This is a genomic window from Mycolicibacterium xanthum, assembly GCF_019710635.1.
In the GTDB taxonomy this organism is placed as follows: Bacteria; Actinomycetota; Actinomycetes; order Mycobacteriales; family Mycobacteriaceae; genus Mycobacterium; species Mycobacterium xanthum.
On the sequence record NZ_JAIFZS010000013.1, the window covers coordinates 143,861 to 165,676 of the forward strand.

Annotated in this window: 23 protein-coding genes and 1 pseudogene; 13 read left to right on the top strand and 11 right to left on the bottom strand. The window is 68.2% G+C overall.

Going from position 1 to position 21,816, the window contains the following annotated elements:
* Positions 1-12: 12 nt before the first annotated feature.
* The 3 genes from JDV09_RS08420 to JDV09_RS08430 form a co-directional block, all read right to left on the bottom strand.
* The gene (locus JDV09_RS08420; protein WP_221368657.1) at positions 13-1,530 is read right to left on the bottom strand and encodes a CoA-acylating methylmalonate-semialdehyde dehydrogenase; all 1,518 of its coding nucleotides are present in this window, start codon (positions 1,528-1,530) and stop codon (positions 13-15) included.
* Between the two features lie 248 nt (positions 1,531-1,778).
* Positions 1,779-2,273, bottom strand: coding sequence for a hypothetical protein (locus tag JDV09_RS08425; RefSeq protein ID WP_221368658.1), 495 nt, complete (start codon positions 2,271-2,273; stop codon positions 1,779-1,781).
* Positions 2,274-2,367: 94 nt separating this feature from the next.
* On the bottom strand, positions 2,368-2,985 hold the full coding sequence (locus JDV09_RS08430; protein WP_221368659.1) for a TetR/AcrR family transcriptional regulator: 618 nt from the start codon (positions 2,983-2,985) through the stop codon (positions 2,368-2,370).
* A 712-nt stretch (positions 2,986-3,697) separates the two neighbouring features.
* On the opposite strand from JDV09_RS08430, the gene JDV09_RS08435 reads away from it, so the two are divergent.
* Positions 3,698-4,678 carry a prolipoprotein diacylglyceryl transferase gene (locus JDV09_RS08435; protein WP_221368660.1) on the top strand — a complete coding sequence of 327 codons (981 nt, stop codon included), beginning with the start codon at positions 3,698-3,700 and terminating at the stop codon, positions 4,676-4,678.
* Between the two features lie 16 nt (positions 4,679-4,694).
* Here JDV09_RS08435 and rfbC read toward each other — a convergent pair whose 3' ends face one another.
* Together rfbC and rfbB are read right to left on the bottom strand one after the other, a co-directional pair.
* Positions 4,695-5,300, bottom strand: a complete 606-nt coding sequence (rfbC, locus tag JDV09_RS08440) for a dTDP-4-dehydrorhamnose 3,5-epimerase (RefSeq protein ID WP_221368661.1) — start codon at positions 5,298-5,300, stop codon at positions 4,695-4,697.
* Positions 5,297-6,304: a dTDP-glucose 4,6-dehydratase gene (gene rfbB, locus JDV09_RS08445; RefSeq protein ID WP_221368662.1), complete on the bottom strand. Its 1,008-nt coding sequence runs from the start codon at positions 6,302-6,304 to the stop codon at positions 5,297-5,299. Before rfbB ends, rfbC begins: the two co-directional genes overlap by 4 nt.
* A 138-nt stretch (positions 6,305-6,442) precedes the next feature.
* Between rfbB and JDV09_RS08450 the strand changes: the two genes are divergently transcribed.
* Positions 6,443-7,141, top strand: coding sequence for an LpqN/LpqT family lipoprotein (locus JDV09_RS08450; protein ID WP_221368663.1), 699 nt, complete (start codon positions 6,443-6,445; stop codon positions 7,139-7,141).
* A gap of 4 nt (positions 7,142-7,145) precedes the next feature.
* Here the strand turns inward: JDV09_RS08450 and JDV09_RS08455 are convergent, their stop codons facing one another.
* The 3 genes and pseudogenes from JDV09_RS08455 to JDV09_RS08465 form a co-directional block, all read right to left on the bottom strand.
* Positions 7,146-8,000: an LLM class F420-dependent oxidoreductase gene (locus JDV09_RS08455; RefSeq protein ID WP_221368715.1), complete on the bottom strand. Its 855-nt coding sequence runs from the start codon at positions 7,998-8,000 to the stop codon at positions 7,146-7,148.
* A 30-nt stretch (positions 8,001-8,030) separates the two neighbouring features.
* A pseudogene (locus JDV09_RS08460) lies at positions 8,031-9,479 on the bottom strand (ATP-binding protein); the annotation flags it as partial.
* A 151-nt stretch (positions 9,480-9,630) separates the two neighbouring features.
* Positions 9,631-11,295: an NAD(P)/FAD-dependent oxidoreductase gene (locus JDV09_RS08465; protein ID WP_221368664.1), complete on the bottom strand. Its 1,665-nt coding sequence runs from the start codon at positions 11,293-11,295 to the stop codon at positions 9,631-9,633.
* A gap of 123 nt (positions 11,296-11,418) precedes the next feature.
* Here JDV09_RS08465 and JDV09_RS08470 point away from each other — a divergent pair, with 123 nt between their 5' ends.
* The 10 genes from JDV09_RS08470 to JDV09_RS08515 all read left to right on the top strand — a co-directional run bounded on the left by JDV09_RS08470 (position 11,419) and on the right by JDV09_RS08515 (position 19,287).
* Positions 11,419-12,093: an SRPBCC family protein gene (locus tag JDV09_RS08470; RefSeq protein ID WP_221368665.1), complete on the top strand. Its 675-nt coding sequence runs from the start codon at positions 11,419-11,421 to the stop codon at positions 12,091-12,093.
* Between the two features lie 26 nt (positions 12,094-12,119).
* Positions 12,120-12,377: a DUF1918 domain-containing protein gene (locus tag JDV09_RS08475; protein ID WP_221368666.1), complete on the top strand. Its 258-nt coding sequence runs from the start codon at positions 12,120-12,122 to the stop codon at positions 12,375-12,377.
* 37 nt (positions 12,378-12,414) lie between these two features.
* Positions 12,415-13,308 (top strand): universal stress protein, encoded by an 894-nt coding sequence (locus tag JDV09_RS08480; RefSeq protein WP_221368667.1) that lies wholly within the window; start codon positions 12,415-12,417, stop codon positions 13,306-13,308.
* A gap of 169 nt (positions 13,309-13,477) precedes the next feature.
* Positions 13,478-13,744 carry a hypothetical protein gene (locus tag JDV09_RS08485; RefSeq protein ID WP_221368668.1) on the top strand — a complete coding sequence of 89 codons (267 nt, stop codon included), beginning with the start codon at positions 13,478-13,480 and terminating at the stop codon, positions 13,742-13,744.
* The gene (gene acsA / locus JDV09_RS08490; RefSeq protein ID WP_221368669.1) at positions 13,741-15,537 is read left to right on the top strand and encodes an acetate--CoA ligase; all 1,797 of its coding nucleotides are present in this window, start codon (positions 13,741-13,743) and stop codon (positions 15,535-15,537) included. Before JDV09_RS08485 ends, acsA begins: the two co-directional genes overlap by 4 nt.
* Entirely contained in the window at positions 15,534-16,520 is a 987-nt protein-coding gene (gene pdhA / locus JDV09_RS08495; RefSeq protein WP_221368670.1) for a pyruvate dehydrogenase (acetyl-transferring) E1 component subunit alpha, read from the top strand. The genes acsA and pdhA overlap by 4 nt, the downstream gene beginning before the upstream one ends.
* Positions 16,517-17,494 carry an alpha-ketoacid dehydrogenase subunit beta gene (locus JDV09_RS08500; RefSeq protein ID WP_221368671.1) on the top strand — a complete coding sequence of 326 codons (978 nt, stop codon included), beginning with the start codon at positions 16,517-16,519 and terminating at the stop codon, positions 17,492-17,494. The genes pdhA and JDV09_RS08500 overlap by 4 nt, the downstream gene beginning before the upstream one ends.
* The gene (locus JDV09_RS08505) at positions 17,491-18,702 is read left to right on the top strand and encodes a dihydrolipoamide acetyltransferase family protein (RefSeq protein ID WP_221368672.1); all 1,212 of its coding nucleotides are present in this window, start codon (positions 17,491-17,493) and stop codon (positions 18,700-18,702) included. The genes JDV09_RS08500 and JDV09_RS08505 overlap by 4 nt, the downstream gene beginning before the upstream one ends.
* Before the next feature lie 7 nt (positions 18,703-18,709).
* Positions 18,710-18,970 carry an acyl carrier protein gene (locus JDV09_RS08510; protein ID WP_221368673.1) on the top strand — a complete coding sequence of 87 codons (261 nt, stop codon included), beginning with the start codon at positions 18,710-18,712 and terminating at the stop codon, positions 18,968-18,970.
* 59 nt (positions 18,971-19,029) lie between these two features.
* Positions 19,030-19,287, top strand: coding sequence for an ANTAR domain-containing protein (locus JDV09_RS08515; RefSeq protein ID WP_221368674.1), 258 nt, complete (start codon positions 19,030-19,032; stop codon positions 19,285-19,287).
* 172 nt (positions 19,288-19,459) lie between these two features.
* On the opposite strand, the gene JDV09_RS08520 is transcribed toward JDV09_RS08515, so the two are convergent.
* The 3 genes from JDV09_RS08520 to JDV09_RS08530 are packed head-to-tail and all read right to left on the bottom strand — an operon-like array spanning position 19,460 to position 21,241.
* On the bottom strand, positions 19,460-19,723 hold the full coding sequence (locus JDV09_RS08520; RefSeq protein WP_221368675.1) for a metal-sensitive transcriptional regulator: 264 nt from the start codon (positions 19,721-19,723) through the stop codon (positions 19,460-19,462).
* 58 nt (positions 19,724-19,781) lie between these two features.
* Complete coding sequence (locus tag JDV09_RS08525; RefSeq protein ID WP_221368716.1) at positions 19,782-20,657, bottom strand: sulfite exporter TauE/SafE family protein; 876 nt, start codon at positions 20,655-20,657, stop codon at positions 19,782-19,784.
* 5 nt (positions 20,658-20,662) lie between these two features.
* Positions 20,663-21,241, bottom strand: coding sequence for a rhodanese-like domain-containing protein (locus JDV09_RS08530; protein ID WP_221368676.1), 579 nt, complete (start codon positions 21,239-21,241; stop codon positions 20,663-20,665).
* Between the two features lie 202 nt (positions 21,242-21,443).
* On the opposite strand from JDV09_RS08530, the gene trxA reads away from it, so the two are divergent.
* On the top strand, positions 21,444-21,815 hold the full coding sequence (trxA, locus tag JDV09_RS08535) for a thioredoxin (RefSeq protein WP_221368677.1): 372 nt from the start codon (positions 21,444-21,446) through the stop codon (positions 21,813-21,815).
* Position 21,816: the final 1 nt, after the last annotated feature.

Here is a 21,816-nt window from a genome sequence, read left to right on the forward strand (position 1 = left end):
GGAACGTCAGCCCTACTTCATGGTGGGGATGACGAACTCGGCCCCGTGCGAACCCGCCGGCCAGCGCTGCGTCACAGTCTTGACCTTGGTGTAGAACTGGATCGACGCCGGCCCGTGCTGGTTGAGGTCGCCGAAGCCGGAGCGCTTCCAGCCGCCGAAGGTGTGGTAGGCCACCGGAACCGGGATCGGGACGTTGACGCCCACCATGCCGACCTGCACCCGGGAGACGAAGTCACGCGCGGTGTCGCCGTCGCGGGTGAACACCGCCACGCCGTTGCCGTACTCGTGCTCGGTCGGCAGGCTCAGCGCTTCCTCATAATCCTTCGCGCGGACCATGCACAGCACGGGTCCGAAGATCTCGTCGGTGTAGATCGACATGTCGGTGGTGACGTGGTCGAACAGCGTCGGTCCGATGAAGTAACCACCCTCGAGGCTCGCGTCGTCGAAGGTCATCTCGTCGGAGGCACGCTCGCGGCCGTCGACCACCAGCTCGGCGCCGGACTCCACACCTTGGCCGATGTAGTCGCGGACCCGCTTGAGGGCGGCCTCGGTGACCAGCGGGCCGTAGTCGGCCTTCGGGTCCAGGCTGTGGCCGACGCGCAGCTGGTTGATCCGCTCGACGAGCCGGTTGCGCAGGCGGTTCGCGGTCTCCTCGCCGACCGGCACCGCCACGCTGATCGCCATGCAGCGCTCACCGGCGCTGCCGTATCCGGCGCCGATCAGCGCGTCCACCGCCTGATCCATGTCGGCGTCGGGCATCACGATCATGTGGTTCTTCGCGCCGCCGAAGCACTGCGAGCGCTTCCCGTTGGCGGCGGAGGTGGAGTAGATGTACTGCGCGATGTCGGAGCTGCCGACGAACCCGATCGCGTGGACGTCCGGGTGGGTCAGGATCGCGTCGACCGCCTCCTTGTCGCCCTGGACGACCTGGAACACGCCCGGAGGCAGCCCGGCCTCCAGGAAGAGCTCGGCCAGCCGCACCGGAACCGACGGGTCGCGCTCGGACGGCTTGAGAATGAAGGCGTTGCCGCAGGCCAGCGCCGGGCCGGCCTTCCAGAGCGGGATCATCGCCGGGAAGTTGAACGGCGTGATGCCGGCGACGACGCCGAGCGGCTGGCGCAACGAGTAGACGTCGATGCCGGTGCCGGCGCCCTCGGTGTACTCACCCTTGATCAGGTGCGGGATGCCGATCGCGAACTCGATGACCTCGATGCCGCGCTGGATATCACCCTTGGAGTCGGGAATCGTCTTGCCGTGCTCGATGCTGAGCAGTTCCGCCAACTCCTCCATGTTGGCGTTGACCAACTCGATGAACTTCATCATCACGCGGGCCCGACGTTGCGGGTTGAACGCCGCCCACTGCTTCTGCGCCTCGACCGCCGAGGCGACCGCGCTGTCGACGTCCGCCTTGGACGCCAGGACCACCTGCGCCTGCACCGCTCCGGTGCTCGGGTTCATCACATCGGCGGTCCGGGTGGACGACAGCTCGGTGCGCTTGCCGTCGATGAAATGGGGAACCCGTGTGGTCATTTGTCAGCCTTCCGAAACGTGGATACTTGGATATCCTAGTAATCCTGTCCTCGGGATGGCAAGCGCCCCCACTGAGATGCTCCGATGGCGGCATCGACCTGGCGCGGGCCGTGGTCGACCGGCTGTTGGCCTCGGGCGGATTCGGCTGGCTCGAAGCGGCTATGGATGTCTTGGTTGTGGCGCCGCTGGCACTCGGTGGCGCTGCCGCAGAACTCGAAGGATCGCGGCTGCGGCCCGATGAGACCGAGTCACGCCACGCGCGCCCTCCGTGGGTCGCTCAGCGGGATCGGCACGGTCGGCGCCCGGTCGGCGGGTGGCGCACTTGCGGCCCTGGTCTCGGACCACCGCGCTGACGCCGGTCGTGGATGTGGATACAGATGTGGCTGGCGGGTGGCACGCGGACGGCTGGGGCGGGGCGGAGCGGCCACGTCGACCGGCACAGGACGGCCGGCGTCCGCAGGAGGTTTCGCCGATACGCGGGCCGTGGTCTTCCTGGCCACCTGGACGACCACCGCGACGACGGCCAACACGGAAAGCAGGTCGGATTCCGTGATTCCGTGGCCAGGACTGATAACGGCGAGGATGCGTCCCTCCAACCGCCCGTTGACAAAGGGCCAGAGAGCGGCGAAGGCCAGCACCGACAGGATCGAAGCCCGGTTCGGCCGTGCCAAACACCATGCAAGCGAGGCGAAGAGCGCGTTCATTGCCAACATGCTGTGGAACACCTGGTTCGGATCGAGCACGGACTCTCCTCACGGGGCATCACCACTTGTCGGCTTGCTCATCCGTATCGTCGGCATCGGCGGCGGCGTTACCACGCCGGCGGCGCGGCACACGTCACGGCTTCACCGGCCCGGCGTGCCGTTGTGGCCGACGCCGGAAATCGGACTGCTCGGAGGCTGGGGGAGTGAGCGCGTCGAAGGCGAGTGCCAGGTAGCGACGACGCGGACCGCGAGGCAGGTTCATCTGAACCGCGCTGGCGACGATCATCGCGATCAGCGTCGCGGCCTCCTCGGCCGTGACGTCGGCGCGGATCAGGCGGACGGCCTTGGTCCGGGCGATGAGGTCCTCGAGGCGTGCCGAGTCGCGCGTCATGAATCGCGCCGTGACCGCGGCGAGGCCGTCGATTGATGACAACAACTCCGATTGGTGCATCATCGTCGTCGCGAAGTCGTCGATGATGTCGAGGACCATCTGCCGCAGCGATGTCCGGTCGAGGTCGAGATCGAGTATCGCCGTGCGCACGTCGCGGTCGAAGATCTCCTGGAAGACCGCCACTGCGAGGGCCTGACGGTTGGGGAAGTGCCGGTAGAGCGTGGCTTCCGACACCCCCGCCGCCGCCGCGACCTTGCTCAACGTCGCCCCCGCGCCCTCACGGGCGAACAGCAGGCGGGCGGCGGTGACAATCCTGTCGGTATTGGCGGCAGCGTCGGATCGTCGGTGGTCAGGGGGCATTCCGGGAATTATCGCAATCGCTGAAGTGTGTCGCCCGCCATAACGGCGGCTGATAGTGGCGTCGGCGACAAATGATAGATGACCCTCACTTCATTCCTCTACCATTCTGCCCGTACGAGGTCGGGTCCTGGACGCGTTTCACGGCCGGACGCCGGCCCCGTTTCCGCGGCGCCGCCGCCGCTGTAACCGGCCATGCGTCGCCGATCGCCCTGTCGTTCGGTCCGCGCGGGCGCGCGCACAACCAGCATTCAATTTCGTTTGCCGTAAATGGCGGTATATCGCGGCAGTGAGCCCCGAAAAACTCCGCCTTTTGGAAAACCCCCGTCGGACTCCGCGGCTTCTCGGCAGACATGCTTTCCGGGATATTCCGCTCTTTAACAGCAGAAATGTGGCTCTTGCACATGAGAGTGTCAGCTACTTCCCAGTCTCGAGTTGAACATCGGTAAAACTCCATCACGGTATTCGGCAGCCCGAATCGCGCGGGACATTGCGTTGCTATACGCTCGCCTGAGTTGCTTTGTTCCCACCCGCTGAGGAGAATGTGATGGCAATTCGACACCCGCTTTCCGTCGGCGCAGCGGCGATCACAGTCGGCGCCCTGGTCGCTGCACCGGCCATTTCGCCGGCGCTCTCCATGCGAGAGCGAGCTGTCGTTTCGGAAACGGAGGTGCGGCTCAGCGCGACTCAGGGCTCGTGGGTCGATGTCGCGTCGGTGGACCCCGCGGCCCTCGTCGAGGGATTGCACCTGGTCGCCGCGGTGAGTTCGGCAGAAGATGCGCTGCTGCTGACCACCCAATCTGCGCAGGACTTCGTCGACGGGCTGGTCGAAGCCTACAAGGACGGCGAGCTGGGTGGCGTGCTCAGCTATGCGCTGTCGACGTTCAGCGATGCGGTGTTTCCGGCAGGTTCGGTCCCGTCGGAGTTGGTCAGCAGTTTCGTCGACGGTGGGCTGGGTGGCGTGCTCGGCTATGTGTCGTTGGCCGTCAGTGACGCGGTCTTCGGTCAGGACTCCTTCCCGTCGGATCTGGTCTCGGCGTACTTCGACGGCTATGGCGCGGATGCCGCCAACGGCTTCGGGGGAGTGCTGCTGTTCGTCCGCGACGATCTCCACGCCGCGCTTGGCAACGTGGTCACCGGCATCGTAGAACCCCGCAGCGAGGTGTTCGCCCTTGCGCCCCAGGTCTCGGCGGCGTCGGTCGCGGAGTCCGTCGATGGCGATGCCTCGACCGCGTCCGCCGAGCCAGATGCGACGGACGGGCAGGCCGAACGGGTTGCCGACACGGGAGACGGCCTCGGCGAGGTGACCTCCGAAACGCCGGAAGTTGGGGCGGGGGCTGACGAGCACGCCGTGGACGCGGTCACCGAAACGCCGGAAGCGCCCGTCGAGGACGTCACGGCGCCCACCGACGGTGAATCCGAGATCGCAGACGGGTCGGAGGAGCCCGAGGCCGTAGGCGGGTCGGAGGAGGAATCCGACACCGCAGGCGAGTCCGAGGCCACAGAAGCTGCCGACACGCCTGGCTCCGACGAGAAGTCGGATACCTCCGATTCCGGTGAGAAGTCCGGTTCCGGTGAGAAGTCCGATGCCGGTGAGAAGTCCGGCGGTGGCGAGAAGTCCGGCGGTGGCGAGAAGTCCGGCGGTGGCGAGAAGTCCGGCGGTGGCGAGAAGTCCGGCGGTGGCGACAGCGACTAGGTTCGCAGCCGGGTAGCTACCTCATGCGGAGACCGTCGACATGGTCCCGGGTTTGCGCCCAGGTCGGCAACAGACCCCGGGCCTGCGCCTGCTCGAGACTCGGTGCATCGCGATCGCGATCGGAAAGAACGTGTGGCCCAACGGTTTCCGGCCACGCGATGTCGAGCGCGGGGTCGAGCGCATTGATGGTGTGCTCCCGTACGGGGTCATAGCCCGCCGAACACAGATAGGCCACCGTCGCATCATCGTCGAGAGCCAGGAATGCATGGCCCAGGCCCTCGGCCACATAGACCGAGCGGTGCGATCGATCGTCCAGGAGTACCGCGTCCCAGCGCCCGAACGTCGGTGACCCCACCCTGATGTCGACGACGACGTCGAAGACCTCGCCGCGCATGCACGTCACGTACTTGGCCTGGCCGGGCGGCACCTGCGCGAAGTGCACCCCGCGCAGCACGCCTGCCCGCGACACCGAGCAGTTCACCTGCCGGATGTCCAGGCGGTGGCCCGCGAACGCGGCGAACCCGGGATCGGTGAACCACTCGAAGAACGCGCCGCGCGAGTCGCTGTACACGGTGGGGCTGACCTCCCACGCGCCGGGCACCTTCAGCTCGCGTGCCTTCACTGTTCGCGCTCCGCATACGTCGCCTCGACCGCATCCTTGATCGGCCGCCACCAGGCTTCGTGGGTGCGGTACCAGTCGATCGTGGCGCGCAGCCCGGCGTCGAAGTCGGTGTGGCGGGGCCTCCAGCCCAGCTCGTCGCGCAACGGCGTCGGGTCGATCGCATACCGCAGGTCGTGGCCGGCCCGGTCGGTGACGTGGTCGAATTCATCCGGGCCGCAACCCATCAATCGCAGGATCGCGCGCAGCACCGACAGGTTGTCGCGCTCGCCGTCGGCGCCGATCAGATACGTGCGGCCGTGGGCGCCGTCGGTCAGGATCCGCCACACCGCGGCGTTGTGGTCGTCGACGTGGATCCAGTCACGCACGTTGGCGCCCGTGCCGTAGAGCTTCGGGCGCCTGCCGGTCAGGATGTTGGTGATCTGTCGCGGAATGAACTTCTCCACGTGCTGATAGGGCCCGTAGTTGTTGGAGCAGTTCGAGATCGTCGCGGCCACCCGGTAGGACCGCACCCAGGCCCGCACCAGCATGTCGGCGGCGGCCTTGGTCGACGAGTACGGGCTCGACGGGTTGTACGGGCTCGACTCGGTGAACCGTGCCGGGTCGTCCAGCGGAAGGTCGCCGTACACCTCGTCGGTCGACACGTGGTGCAGCCGGATCGGCGTGCCGGCGCCGTGCTGGCGTACCGCCTCGAGGATCGTGAAGGTGCCGAGGACGTTGGAGCGCACGAACGGCTCGGGGTCGGCCAGCGCGTTGTCGACGTGCGTCTCGGCCGCGAAGTGCACGACGGCGTCGGACTCGGCGACCAGCTTGCCGACCAGGCCGGCATCGGTGATGTCGCCTTCCACCAGCCGGATGTCGGCCTCGACCGGGGTCAGTGACTCCCGGCTGCCGGCATACGTCAGGGAATCCAGCACCGTCACCGCGACATCGGCGCGGTCGCGCACCGTGGCGTGCACGAAGTTGGCGCCGATGAAGCCCGCACCGCCGGTGACCAGCAACCGCATGACCACAAACACTAGTCGCCGGTGTCCTGCCCGCCCTGCGACGGTCACCGCGATCGCGTCGAAACGGGCATCGACGGGGTGCCGACTGTGGTCTGCTGGAACGCGGGTTCGGCTCCGAATCCGGTGAGGGGGCACGACATGCGACGACCCGTGGCGATCTGTGCATTGGGCACCGCGGCGGCAGTGATCGGGCTGACGGGCTGCGGCTCCGGCACCGACACGTCGACCCCGTCGTCGGTGGTGACGTCGAGTTCGGAGGTGACGTCGACCTCCGCGCAGCCGAGTACCGGCCTGCCCACCCCGGCGGCGCCGGCGCAGAACCAGACCATCGACGAATACCTGCGCGAGCAGGGGGTCGGCCAGACCGCGGTGAAGCGGGGTGACCCCGGCGCACCGCAGCTGAACCTGCCGATGCCACCGGGGTGGGAGGACATCGGCGCCGACATCCCCGCCGACGCGTATGGGGCGATCGTGCTGACCTCGGCCGCGCAGACGCCGAACCCGCCAGCGATCGTCGCCCGGATGGCGCGCCTGGACGGCGAGGTCGACACCGACAAACTGCTCGAATACGCACCGAACGCGGTCACCCGGGCGCCGGGCTGGGACGGCCCGGTGACCGGCCAGCCCAGCCAGCTGGGCGGATTCGACGCGGTGCAGATCGCCGGCACCGCGGTCATCGACGGGGAGCAGATGTTCATCGCCCGAAAAACCGTCGTGATCCCCGGTCCGGACAACGTCTTTCTGCTGGCCCTCGACGCCCAGGGGCCGGTGGACCAGGAGCCCGAGCTGATCGACGCGATGGCCGTGATCGACGATCAGACCAGCATCGGATTCTGAGCGGTCAGCGCCCCCCGACGCCGAGGGGCCCGGCCAGCTCCTCCAGCGTCGACAGCAGCTCGTCGGCACCGCCCAGCACCTGGATGGCGACGTGGTCGGCGCCGGCCGTGAGATGCTCGGACAACCGTGCCGCGATCTGATCGGGGCTGCCGTGGGCGACCACGGCGTCGATGAACCGGTCGCTGCCCGGCCGGGCCAGGTCTTCCTCGGTGAAGCCGAGCCGCTTCCAGTTGTTCACGTAGTTGGACAGCCCGAGGTAGAAGTCGACCGTCCGGCGGCCCACCTCCCGGGCCTTGTCCGGGTCGTCGGTGAGCACCGCCTTGTGCTCGGGGGCCAGCAGCACCGTCGGGCCCACCAGCTCCCGCGCCTGCCCGGTGTGCACCGGCGTGGTCAGGTAGGGATGCGCGCCTGCGCTGCGTTGGGCGGCCAGCTGCAATACCTTGGGTCCGAGCGCGGCCACCACGCGCCGGCTGGTCGGCACCTTCGCCGCGTCCAGCGCGTCCAGGTAGTCGACCAGCGCCTGGAACGGCTTGCGGTACTCCTGGGTGTGTTCGGGGTGGCCCACCCCGACGCCGAGCAGGAACCGGCCGGGGTGGGCCGACTCGATGCGGTGGTAGGACTCGGCGACCTCGCCGGCGTCGGCGGTCCAGATGTTGACGATCCCCGTGGCCACCTGCAGGTTCTGGGTCGCCTCCAGGATCGGCTCGACGAACGCCAGGTCCGCGGCCGGCGAGGCGCCCACCCAGACCGCGCCGTAACCGAGCCGTTCGATCTCGACCGCCTGCTCCGGGGTGACCGGTGCGCCGGTCCACACACCGAAGCGGCCGATGTCGGGCTTGAGTGAGGCGCCTCCGGTCATTCGGTGTCCTTTCCGGTGTCGGGTCTCGGTGGGGATCTCGGGGGCGGGCGCCTGCAGCGGTAGGCAGACGGCGAACGTGGTGTTCCCGGGCGCCGACCGCACCGACAGGTGGCCGTGGTGCTTTTCGACGACGATCCGCCACGCCAGGTCCAGGCCGAGCCCGGTGCCCTCGCCGAACGGTTTCGTCGTGAAGAACGGGGTGAAGATCCGCTCGATGATGTCGTCGGGAATTCCCGGGCCGTCGTCGCCGATCTCGACCCGGATCGTGTCCTCGTTCTCGCGCATGGTGCGGATCGTCAGGGTGCCGTGACCGTCCATCGCCTGGATCGCATTGTCGATGATGTTGGTCCAGACCTGGTTGAGATCGCCCGGGTAGCAGAGCAGTTCGGGCAGCGACGTGTCGTACTGCTTGACCAGCTTGACCAGGTTCTCCTTACCGATCTTGTTGCCGAACATCATCAGCGTGCTGTGCAGCAGCTCGTGGATGTCGGCGCTCTGGTACGGCGCGCGATCCATCTGGGAGTACTGCTTGGCGCCGGCGAGCAGCGCCGAGATCCGCTTGCTGGCCTCGGCGATCTGGTTCATCAGCAACTCGTTGTCGATGGTGTATTTCAGCCAGCCGAGCGCCCCCGGAAGAGTCGCCGAGCAGTCGACGTCGTCGATCGAGGCCTCGACCCGTTCCAGCCAGTCGACGTCGAGGCCGGCGTCGACGAACGTCGGCGCGTAATCCCATGCGCCGGCGATCCCGTGATCGGAGAGCCAGTCGCCGATCTGATCCTCACGGTCGGAGGTCTCCAGCGCCGAGAGCTCCTGAGACTTCGATTTGGCCACCTGCTCGGCGACCTCGTCCTGGATGCTGACCAGGACCTTCAGCGCGGCCGGGGTGAACTTGCCGTCGGCGAGCATGGCCAGCTTGTGGCGCATCTTGCCGACCCCCTCACGCAGGTCGGCGACGGCGCGGGCGGTCGCCCCGGCCGGGTTGTTGAGCTGATGGGTCAGCCCGGCCGAGAGCTGACCGAGGGCCAGCAGCTTCTCCCGCTGGCCGAGGATCTGACGCTGGCGGCGCCCGCCGACCATGTGTCCCTCCAGCAGGTGCACCGCCATCGGGAACTCCTTCTGCATGAACTCGGCGAACGCGGCGGCGTCCAGCACGAAGAACCGCGAGGTCCGGGTCACCCGTACCGAGGCCTGGTAGACCTGCTCCTCGCCGGGGATGTAGGCCGACCACGCGCCGCAGTACACGCCCCGCTGCGACGTCCGGTTGGTTTCGATGGCGACGCCGCCGGATCGTTTCGACATCACCAACTCGCCGTCGATCAGCACGTAGAAGCAGGTCGCCGGATCGCCCTCGGTGCAGATCGGGCCCGGCTCGAAGGTCGCGATGTGGCCGTTTTCGCACAACGTCTGCAGCTGTTCGTCGGTGAGCGCCTCGAACAGGAAAAGGGTGCGCAGTTCGTCGGGCAGGCATGTCTCGCCCATGGGGAATCCTTCCTGTGACCTATTCGGCTCCGGGCGGCCCTACGCGGCAGTGACGGCGATGACGGCGGTGATCGCGGTGATCGCGGTGATGTAGTGAAACGCGTGCCGCGTGGCATTGATTCCGCAGGTCGGCCATCTCCGGTACGCCCGGTTACGTCTCGGCCAGATACCGGTGCACCAGCATCACCGCCATCGAGCCCTCACCGACCGCGGCCGCGACGCGCTTGGCGGACTCCGAACGCACGTCCCCGGCGACGAACACGCCGGGAACGCTGGACTCGAGGTGGTGCGGGGGGCGCTCCAGCGTCCACCCGCTGACGTCCCGCAGGTCCGGGCCGGCAACGATGAACCCGTGGTCGTCGCGGACCACCACGCCGTCGAGCCAGTCGGTGCGCGGCTCCGCGCCGATGAAGATGAACATCCGGCCGCAGTCGAACTCCTCGCGCGCGCCCGTCTCGGTGTTCTCCAGGCAGATCCCTTCCAGGTGGCCGTCGCCCCTGACCGCGTGCACGACGGTGTGCGGCAACTCCTTGATGTTCTCCTGCGCCCTGATCTGCTGGACCAGGTAGTAGGACATGGAGTCTTCGAGCGTGCGCCTGCTGACGATCGTCACCGACTTCGCGGTGCGCGCCAGATGCATCGCGGCCTGTCCCGCCGAGTTGGCGCCGCCGATGACGTACACCTCGTCGTTCTCGCAGTCGGCGGCCACGGATGCGGTGGCGCCGTAGTAGACGCCCGCGCCGGTCAGGTCCGCGCATCCCTCCGCGGGCAGCTGCCGGTACTCCACGCCCATCGCCAGGATCACCGCGCGGGTGCCGATCGAGCGCCCGTCGGACAGCCGGACGGTGCGGGCGTTGCCGTCCACCTCCAGCGCGGTCACCTCGGCGGCGGTGATCAGTTCGGCCTCGAACTTCTCGGCCTGCCTGCGGGCCCGCTCGGCCAGCTGCGCCCCGGACAGTCCGTCCGGGAAGCCCAGGTAGTTCTCGATGCGCGAGCTCTGTCCGGCCTGTCCCCCGGTGGCGGTGCGTTCGATCAGCACGGTCTTTAGACCCTCCGACGCGCCGTAGACGGCGGCCGCCAGACCCGCCGGCCCGCCCCCGACGACCACCAGGTCGTAGAAGTCGCCCGACGGGGTGGTCGTCAGGCCGAGCGTGGCGGCCAGCTCGGCGTCGGTCGGATCGACCAGTGTCTCGCCCTGCTCGGTGATCACCACCGGCAGCGTCATGCCGGTCTGGCCGGCCGCCTCCAGCAACTGTGCGCCTTTGGGTTCGTCGGAGCGAAACCACTTGTAGTACAGCCGGTTTCGGGCCAGGAACTCCCGCACCTCGGAGGATCGCGAATTCCACGGATGGCCGATGATCTTGGTGTGCGGGATCGCCCGATCACCGGTGGCCCGCCACGCCTCGAGCAGGGCGTCGATCACCGGGTAGAGCTTCTCCTCCGGCGGGTCCCACGGCTTGAGCAGGTAATGGTCGAGATCGACGACGTTGATCGCGTCGATGGCTGCGTGGGTGTCGGCGTAGGCGGTCAGCAGCACCCGCCGGGCCATCGGGAAGATGTCCATCGCGGCTTCGAGGAACTCGATGCCGCTCATCTGTGGCATCCGGTAGTCGGCGACGAACACCGCGACGGTCTCGCCGCGCAGCTTGAGTTCGTTGAGGGTTTCCAGTGCGTCCGGCCCCGACTCGGCGCGCACGATGCGGAACTTCTCGCCGTAGTGCCTGCGCAGGTCGCGGGCCACCGCGCGGGACACCGCGGGATCGTCGTCGACCGTCAGGATCACAGGTTTTCGGGGCTGGTGTTCGGGTCCGGTCATCGGTTCAAGTATGCGCCCGCTGTCCAGCGGAAATCCCTGTCCGGCGGGCGGGCGGGCCCACGACGCGGGAGCAGAGGACTACCGGCCCTTGTGCCCCCGCCGTCGAGGGGCGAAGCTCGAACCATGGCGCACAAGACGGTGAAGGCGCTCGCAGCGGGCGCGTTGCTGTATGCCGCCCGGCGCTACTTCCGCGACTGGGGCACCACCAAGGCGGAATCCGGCGGGGCGATGCCGGGCGACGAACTCCTCGCGGCTCCCGTTCTGCAGGCGACCGAGGCCGTGTGGATCAACGCCTCCGCCGAGCAGGTCTGGCCGTGGCTGGTCCAGATGGGACAGGACCGCGGCGGCCTCTACAGCTTCGAGAAGCTGGAGAACGCGATGGGGCTGCGCTACCACAACGCCGACCGCATCCATCCGGAATGGCAGCACATCGCCGTCGGCGACGTGGTCAGGCTGGTACCCAGGGGCTGGCTCGGCCTTGCCGACGGTCTCGAGCTCAGCGTCGCGGACATGACCGACGGACAGTCGATCGTGTTGCGTGCGCAGCCACGCCTGCCCTGGGACGTGGTGTGGTCGTTCCGGGTGATCCCGTACGGGGACGGCCGGTGCCGGCTGCTGATCAGGTCACGGTTGGCGCTTCGTCACCCTGCCGAGGTCGTGGTGGCCGAGCTGATCGGGCCGGCCAGGGCGTTCATCACCCGAGGCATGCTGCTCGGCATCAAACGACGGGTCGAAGGCCAGGTTCAGCGGGTAGTGTCTGCGCCGGTCGCGGGGCCCGATCGACACGGCGTGGGCTAGCCCGAGCGGCGGAGAGGGGAGTATCCATGAAGGCCGAAGTTGGTGACTGGCTGGTGATCAAAGGTACAACCGTCGATCGACCGGACCGGCGAGGGTTGATCACCGACGTGCACTCTCACGACGGGTCACCGCCGTACGTGGTGCGCTGGCTGGACTCCGAGCACGAGGCGACGGTTTTTCCGGGATCGGATGCCATCATCGTCACCGCCGCCGAACAGCGGGCGGCCGACGAACGGGCCCAACACCGGATGACAGAGTTCCAGGAAAACGTCCATCGGCATTGATCGATCTGTATCCTCCAGCCCACGAAGGAGTTTCGACATGTCAGAACGGAAAGCTCCTGCCGGGATCGTGGTGGGCACCGACGGCTCCGAACATTCGCTCGTCGCCGTGCGCTGGGCTGCGCAGGCCGCGGTGTTTCGCAACGTGGGGCTGACGGTCGTGCATGTCGTCGCGGAGTCCACCGCGCCGGCATCGACGATGGCCCAGCCCGCCGGCCGAATCCCCGACGAGGTCCTCGAACCCCGCGACACCGACATCGACGATGTCATCGCCCGCTCCGTTGCGGCCGCCGCGGACAGCGGGGAGAACATCCCCGAGATCGCCTCCGCCCATCCACATGGGCACCCGGCGTCGACGCTCGCCGGTCTGTCCAAGACGGCAGAAATGATCGCGGTCGGCCATCACGGGATCGCCGGCAGGCACCGCCGAGAGCTGGGTCCGGTCGTCCGCGGGCTGCTCCATCATGCGCATTGTCCCGTCGCCATCGTCCGCGAGGACCCTGCCCCGGAGTGGCGTGCGCATCGGCCGGTGCTGGTGGGGGTCGACGGGTCGCGTTCCTCGAAGCTCGCGGCCGAGATCGCCTTCGAGGAAGCGCTCTGGCGGGGCGTGGACCTGCTGGCGGTGCATGCGTGCCATGACGCCGAGGCGCCGCCGGCCAGCGGACATCGGGATCCGGTGTTCATGGAGGCGGCCGAGGCCACCCTCACCCGGTCCCTGTCGCCGTTGCGGGACCGCTTTCCGGCAGTCCGCGTCCACCACGTCATCCGGTACTCGAACCCGGCGCGTCAGTTGCTCATCCAGGGCGAGCGGGCGCAGCTCGTCGTCCTCGGAAGCCACGGCCGCGGTGAGGTCCGCGGTGCGTTGCTCGGATCGGTCGGCGCGGCCGTGGCCAGGGACGCCCGGGTGCCGGTGATCGTGGCGCGTCGCCATTGACGGCGCTGTTGATGGCGCCATCGATGCGGTTGATGCGGGGGCCGGGTGCAGGGCACGGCGGGGAGCGCCTATCGTCGTGATGTGACTTTCGTCTCTATCGCTGCCCGGCAGTGAGGCAGACCATAGGGACGTTCGGCCTCTCGAGAGGCCGCTTGAGAGGAGCGCAAGAATGGCGTCGACAGACCCAATCGTCGGCACCCGCGATCGGCTCGACGACGTCGCCTGGCAGTTCCTGTCCTCGGAGTTCGCCGGGGAGATCTACCAGGATTGGTCCATCGAGCAGCGACTGGACGCGTTCCTGCGCCACCGCGGGCATGAGGCGTTTCGTGATGACGGTTCGGCCTACGAGGCACTGCTGGACCGCGTCATGGCCAACATCGGCGCCGCGATCCGGGCCGGCGTGTTGCCCCAGGTGAGCCCGGGAAAGGTGTCATGAGCGTCATCCACAAGGACGCCGAGAGCTGGCGGGTCGCCCCGAATCTCGCCGATTACGACGCCACGCGCGCCGCGTTCGCCTGGGAGGACGTCCCGGATGTCTGCGCCGGAATGGGGGGTGGCGGGTGCAACATCGCCTACGCCGCCGTCGACCGGCACACCGACGGTCCGGCGAGCCTGCGTACCGCGTTGCGCTTCGTGCCCGCCGACGGCGGTGACGGCGAGCCGACCGTCACCGATCTCAGCTATGCCGAACTGGGGCGATCGGCGAGGCGCTTCACGAACGTGCTGCGGGGGCTGGGCGTCGAAAAAGGCGATCGGGTGTTCACCCTGGCCGGCCGCTGCCCGGAGCTCTACATCGCGATCCTCGGGGCGTTGCGCAACGGAAGCGTCGTGTCGCCGCTGTTCTCGGCGTTCGGCCCCGAGCCGATCGCCACCAGGCTCACCCTGGGTGAGGCCAATGTCCTGGTAACCACCCGCGCGCACTACGACAGGAAGGTCGCCAAGATCCGCGACCGGGTGCCGTCGTTGCGGCACGTACTCATCGTCGACGACGCCGCCGACGACTCGGCGCCCGGCACGGTGGGGTTCTGGCCGTCGATGGACGCGGTGGGCGATGACGCGCCGATCGAGCCGACCACCGCCGAGGATCCGGCCCTGCTCCATTTCACGAGCGGGACGACCGGAACCCCGAAGGGGGCGTTGCACGTGCACGGCGCGGTGACCATGCACTACGTCACCGGCTTGTACGCGCTGGACCTGCATGCCGACGACATCTACTGGTGCACCGCCGATCCCGGCTGGGTGACCGGCATGTCCTACGGCGTCATCGCGCCGCTTCTGCACGGTGTGACGTCGGTCGTCGACGAGGGCGACTTCGACGCCGAACGGTGGTACCGGATCCTGCAGAGCCAGGGTGTCAGCGTGTGGTACACCGCACCGACCGCGATCCGCATGCTGATCAAGGCCGGCCCCGAACTCGCCGCCCGGTTCTCGTTCCCGAACCTGCGGTTCATCGCCAGTGTCGGCGAACCGCTCAACGCGGAGGCGGTGTGGTGGGGCCAGCGGGTACTGGGCCTGCCCATCCACGACAACTGGTGGCAGACCGAGACCGGCGGCATCATGGTCGCCAACACCCCGGCGTTCGACATCAAGCCCGGATCGATGGGCCGCCCGCTGCCCGGGGTCGAGGCTTCGGTGGTCCACCGCCGAGACGACGGCTCGGTGGAGGTCGTCACCGAACCCGGAGTCGACGGTGAGTTGGCGCTGCGACCCGGCTGGCCCTCGATGTTCCGCGGGTACCTCAACCAGGAGAAGCGCTACCGCGACAGTTTCGCCGACGGGCTGTACCTGACCGGCGACCTGGTCCACCGCGACGAGGACGGCTACTTCTGGTTCGTCGGCCGCGCCGACGACGTCATCAAGTCGGCCGGCCACCTCATCGGTCCGTTCGAGGTCGAGAACGCGCTGACCGACCACCCCGCGGTCGCCGAAGCGGCGGTCATCGGAATCCCGGACGAGACCATGGGCGAACTCATCAAGGCCTTCGTCACGCTGAAGGACGACTACTCCCCGGACGAGGAGCTCCGACGCGCGTTGATGGCGCACGCGCGCGTCCGGCTGGGCGCAGCGGTGGCGCCCAAGCAGATCGAGTTCGTCGACGCGCTCCCACACACCCGCAGCGGCAAGATCATGCGGCGGCTGCTGAAGGCCCGCGAACTCGGCCTGCCCGAGGGTGACACCTCCACCATCGAGACCCCGGAGCATGCCGATGCCGGGGCGGTGCGTTCATGAGCGACGTTCTGTCCCAAGACCTGTCGCGCGCCCTGTTGTCGGACATGGTGCGGGTGCGCCGGATGGAAGAGAAGTGCGCCGAACTCTACGGCGAGACGAAGATCCGTGGCTTCCTGCACCTTTACGTCGGGGAGGAGGCGGTGGCCGCCGGATCGCTGCGGGCACTCGACGCCGAAGACGCGGTCGTGGCGACCTACCGGGAACACGCGCATGCGCTGCTTCGCGGTGTGCCGATGACCGCGATCATGGCCGAGATGTTCGGCAAACAGGAGGGCTGCTCGCGGGGCCGGGGCGGATCGATGCACCTGTTCGATGCCGCCCGCAGGTTCTACGGTGGCAACGCGATCGTCGCCGGGGGGTTGCCGATCGCGGTGGGACTGGGGCTCGCGGATGCGATGCAACACCGGAACCGGGTCACGGCATGTTATTTCGGTGACGGGGCGGTCGCCGAGGGTGCGTTTCACGAATCGCTGAACATGGCGGCGCTGTGGCGCCTGCCCGTGCTGTTCTGCTGCGAGAACAATCTCTACGCGATGGGGACGGCGCTCGAGCGCGCCCAGTCGCAGACCGACCTGACCGCCAAGGCGGCGTCCTACAACGTGCCGACGCTGGCGGTCGACGGAATGGACGTGACGGCGTGTCATGACGCGGCGCAGCAGGCGGCCGACCATATCCGCACCGTCGGCGGGCCGTTCTTCATCGAGTTCCGCACGTACCGATTCCGCGCTCATTCGATGTTCGACCCGGAGCTGTACCGCGAGAAGGCCGAGGTCGAACAGTGGCGTACCCGCGATCCGATCCGGGCGTTCGCCGACCGGTGCCTGAGTGCGGGAGTCCTCGACGAGAACGACATCACCGCGATCGAGGAGGCGGCCGATGCCGAGGTGGCCGATGCGGTCGCGTTCGCCGAAGCCGGAACCTGGGAGGACGTCGGAGATCTCGAACGCGACGTGCTCACCCCGATTCCGGAGGGGGTCCGATGAAGACGACCTATCGCACCGCGATCCACGACGCGATCCGCGACATCCTGAACGACGATCCCCGCGCGCTGCTGATGGGCGAGGACGTCGGCCGCTACGGCGGAACCTACGCCGCGTCGAAGGGGCTCCTGGAGGAGTTCGGTCCAGAACGGGTACGCGACACCCCGTTGTCGGAACTGGGTTTCGTCGGCGTCGGAATCGGCGGGGCGCTGGGGGGATTACGGCCGATCGTCGAGGTGATGACGGTCAACTTCAGCCTGCTGGCACTGGACCAGATCGTCAACACCGCGGCCACGCTGCGACACATGTCCGGAGGGCAGTTCTCGGTACCGGTGGTGATCAGGATGGCGACCGGGGCGGGCCGGCAGTTGGCGGCCCAGCACTCGCACAGCCTGGAGGGCTGGTATGCCCACGTCCCGGGCATCAAGGTGCTCGCGCCGGCGACGGTCCAGGATGCCTACGGCATGCTGGTCACCGCACAGGCCGACCCGGATCCGGTCGTGATATTCGAACACGTCGCGTTGTACAACACCGCAACCGACGTGGAATCGCTGCAGCCGAGCGACATCTCGCGCGCGGCGGTGCGGCGCACCGGATCCGACGCCACGCTGATCACCTATGGCGGCTGCCTGCCCAAGGTCCTCGACGCCGCCGACGAGCTCGCGCTGCACGGCACCGACTGCGAGGTGATCGACCTGCGGGTGCTGCGTCCGCTGGACACCGAGACGTTCATCGAGTCGATCCGTAAGACGCATCGCGCCGTGATCGTCGACGAGGCCTGGCAAACGGGAAGCCTGGCCGGCGAGATCTCCGCCCAGATCGTCGAGAACGCGTTCTTCGATCTCGACGCCCCGGTCGCCCGGGTATGCAGTGCAGAAGTCCCGATGCCGTACGCCAAACACCTGGAGCAGGCGGCATTGCCGCAGCGTGACGACATCGTCGCGGCGGTGCGAAACCTGGTCGGGAACCAGTCGTGATCGAGTTCAAGATGCCCGCGCTCGGTGCGGACATGGACGAGGGGACGCTCGACCAGTGGCTCGTCAAGCCCGGTGACGGGGTGACCCGCGGCCAGATCGTCGCGGTGGTCGAAACCACCAAGGCCGCAGTGGAAGTCGAGTGCTGGCACGACGGGATCGTCGGCGAGTTACTCGTTCCGGTCGGGCAGACCGTGCAGGTGGGAACAACGCTGGCGACGCTGCTGGAACCGGGTGACAAGCCGGGCGGGGCCGCGGCCCCCGCGCCGACGACCGTCGCCGAATCCGCAGCGGCGCAACCCGCTGCGGCGCCGGCGGCCGCCGCCGAATCGCCTGCTGCCGCGCGACCCGCTCCCACGCACCGCCGTTGGGTGTCCCCCGCCGCCCGACGGCTCGCCGCCTCGCTGAAGGTCGACCTCGACGCGGTCAGCGGAACCGGTCCGCAGGGTGCGGTGACCATCAACGACGTCGAGCACGCCGCCGCGGCGGCCCCGCCGGCGCCGGCGCCGAGTAAGACCACGCCGCGTTCGGCGGCCGATCGCGCAGCCGAGATGCGCAAAGCGATCGCTGCCGCGATGAGCCGGTCCAAGCGCGAGATCCCGCACTACTACCTCGCCGACGAAGTGCTGATGGAGTCGTCACGACAGTGGCTGGCCGAACGCAACGCGCAGCGACCGATCACCGAGCGGGTGCTGTCGGCCGCGCTGCTGATCAAGGCCGTCGGTGTTGCCGCGCAGCGATTTTCCGAGTTCAACGGATTCTGGCGAGACGACGGGTACCAACCGGCAGACGGTGTGCACGTCGGGGTCGCCATCTCGCTGCGGGGAGGGGGCCTGGTCGCGCCGGCGATCCACGACGTGCCCGGCAAGAAACTCGACGAGCTGATGGCCGACCTGTCCGACCTGGTGGCACGGGCCCGGGCCGGCACGCTGCGCAGTTCGGAGATGTCGGATCCGACCATCACCGTCACGAATCTGGGGGATCAGGGGGTGGCCACCGTCTTCGGGGTGATCTACCCGCCGCAGGTGGCGCTGGTGGGTTTCGGTCGGCCCACCGAGAAGGTCTGCGCCGTCGACGGCGGCATCCGCATCGCCACGACGGTGCAGGTAAGTGTGGCCGCCGACCACCGCGCCAGCGACGGGCATCGAGGCGCACTGTTCCTCGCTGCGATCAACGACCTGCTGCAACAGCCGGAACTCCTGGAGAAATGACGGTGCCATGATGACGCGAAACGACATTCGTGACGAGATCCTGTCGGCGCTCACGGCGATCGCCCCCGAGGTCGACCCGCAGGACATCCGCGACGAGGTCCTGCTGCGCGACCAGGTGGATCTGGACTCGATGGACTGGCTGAACGTCCTGTTGGGAATCCACAAGCGCCTCAACGTCGACATCCCCGAAGCCGACTACCAGAAGCTGCGCACGCTGAACGACCTCATCGAGTACGTCCAAGCTCACGCGGCGCTGTCCTCGGGCTGACGGGCCCTGCGCCCCGCAGCGCTTCGGCGCGAGACGAGAAACGACAACCGGAGGAATACATGCTGAGGAATGCGGTCACCCGAACCGACCTGGACGTCGCCGTCGGGGTACTGGTGGGCAGGCGTCACTGCTCGCGGAAAGCGGCGTTCAGTGAACTGGCCCAGGCCGCTCGAGATACCGGCATCGGCGTGAGTGCGCTGAGCAGGGCGCTGGTCGAGCTGGCGAGTGGGGATGCCGGGCGGTTCGACCACCGCGATGAGGTGGCTGCCCGGTGGGCCGATCTACTGGGGCTGTCCGACCTCTGTCACCCGGCTTGACGCCGGCGAACACGGTGCCCGACAACACCGACCCGATGTTCGCCCACTGCCCGGAATACGCCGGAGCGCTGAGCGCCCGACATCCACCCCCCGCGCCGCCCGGTGCCTGCTGACAGGTCACCGGCCGGCGATTCGATGTCATGCGCTCAGCGCGTCCCCTTCGCCCGGCTCATTACGCGAGTGCGAGGAAGAGCTTCTCCAGTTCGGTCTCGTCCATCTTCTTCGCGCCGCCGTCACCGTTCACGCACTCACGCAGGTTGGTGGCGACGATCTTGAAGCCGGCCCGGTCCAGGGCCCGCGACACCGCAGCGAGCTGGGTGACCACGTCGCGGCACTCGCGGCCCTGTTCGATCATCGAGATGACCCCGGCGAGCTGACCCTGCGCGCGGCGCAACCGGTTCAGCACCGCGGTGCGGGCGTCGTCGTCTTCCGACATGGTCGTATCTCCTTTCCGAGATATACCCCCATGGTACCCATGGGGGTATATCTACCGCTCAGCTCGTCGGCACGCTCTCCGCGGGCGGCTGGGCCTTCCGGCGCAGCGGGCAACTCTCGTTGCGGCCGCAGAGGAAGGTCACCACCCCGGCGAAGGCCACGATGACCGCGGCGGCGATCCCGACCAGCAGATGGACTTCCTGCCAGAGGATGACCGTGGACATCACCAGCACGAACCAGCCGAAGGCCTTGCGCAGCGAGTCCGGGTTGACCACGGAGGTCAGCCGGGCGCCCAGCAGCGCGCCCACCAGCGCGGCGGCGGTGACCGCGGCGGCCACGCCCCAGTCGATCTGCACGCTGGACAGGTAGCCCGCCAGCCCGGCGAACGACTTCATCGCGATGACCACCAGCGAGGTACCGACCGCGATCGGCATCGGCAGCCCGCCGAGCAGCGCCAGTGCGGGCACCACCAGGAATCCGCCGCCCGCGCCCACCAGGCCGGTGACCAGGCCGACGACCAGGCCCTCCAGGATCACCTTTCCGACGGGCAGCGACTTCGGGGCCGCGTCGGGGTCGACGTTCTTGCGGCCGCGCAGCATGGCCACCGCGGTCGCGATCATGATCACCGCGAAACCGATGAGCAGCACCGAACCCGGGATCCAATGGGCCAGCAGGCCGCCTGCGTAGGCGCCGGTCATGCCGGCCACCCCGAACACCAGCCCGGTGCGCCATTGCACCCGGCCGGCGCGGGCGTGCGAGATCGCTCCCACCGCGCTGGTCGCGCCGACCACCAGCAGCGAGGTGGCGATCGCCTGCTTGGCGTCCATGCCGGCCACGTAGGCCAGCAACGGCACGGTCAGGATCGATCCGCCGCCGCCGAGCAGGCCCAGCGACACGCCGACGAGGACGGCCAGCGCGACCGTCAGCACGATCATGGCGCTCATTTCGCGTCCACCAACTTGGCCACGACGGTCTGCAGGTTGCAGCTGGCGCCGCGGTTGTACGGCAGCTTCGCCAGCAGCATGCCCATCGCGCAGGTGTTGCTCACCGCGGCGAAGGTCAGGCCGGCGCCGACGGCGAACGCCACCCACTTCAGGCCCGGCACGAAGATGCTGGCCAGCACGCTGATGAAGACGATGAGACCGGCGACGAGCCGGACCTGGCGTTCCAGATCCCAGCGCTGGGCGCCCTGGTTGACGTTGAAGCCCTTGGCCTGCCAGGCGGTGATGCCGCCGTCGAGGATGTGCACGTTGGTCACCCCGGCCCGGCGCAGCGTCTCCTCGGCCTGCGTGGCGCGCTGGCCCGAGCGGCACACCAGTACCACGTCCTGGTCGACGTGGGACAGGATCTCGTCGCGGTGCTCGTTGAGCAGGTCGAGCGGCACGTTGTAGGAACCGGGCATGTGCACCGTCTCGAACTCGCCGGGCGTCCGGACATCGAGCACGCGCGGTGCCGACGAGGAGCGCAGCAGTTGGTTCAGATCGGCCGAGTCGATCTTGGCGGGCATCGGTGCGGTCATGAAACAGATCCTCTCGTGAAACCCCGGGGGGTATGTGTCTTCATCTATGAATACATACCCCAAGGGGTATTGTCAACTAGGGAATGAAAATACCCCACCCGGTACTTGACATACCCGTAGGGGTATACAGAGAATTGGCGTAGCTCCGCGGGCGCACCCGACTCGAAGGCCCCCGTCGAAGACGACGTCGAAAGGACCGGACATGACCACCAACCTGACCCTGGCGGACTTCGAGGCCACCATCACCGACAACCCGATCGTCCTGGTGGACTTCTGGGCGTCGTGGTGTGGCCCGTGCCGTGCGTTCGCCCCGACCTACGAGCGTTCCGCCGCCGCGCACCCGGACGTGGTGCACGCGAAGGTGGACACCGAGGCCGAGCAGCAACTCGCCGCGATCGTCGGCATCCAGTCCATCCCGACGGTGATGGCGTTCCGCGACGGTGTGCTGGTCTACAGCCAGCCCGGCGCGATGCCGCCCGCCGCTCTGGAGGACCTCATCGGCCAGGTCAAGGGCCTGGACATGGACCGGGTGCGCGCCAAGATCGCGGAGCGCAAGGCCGCCGCGCACAGCTAGC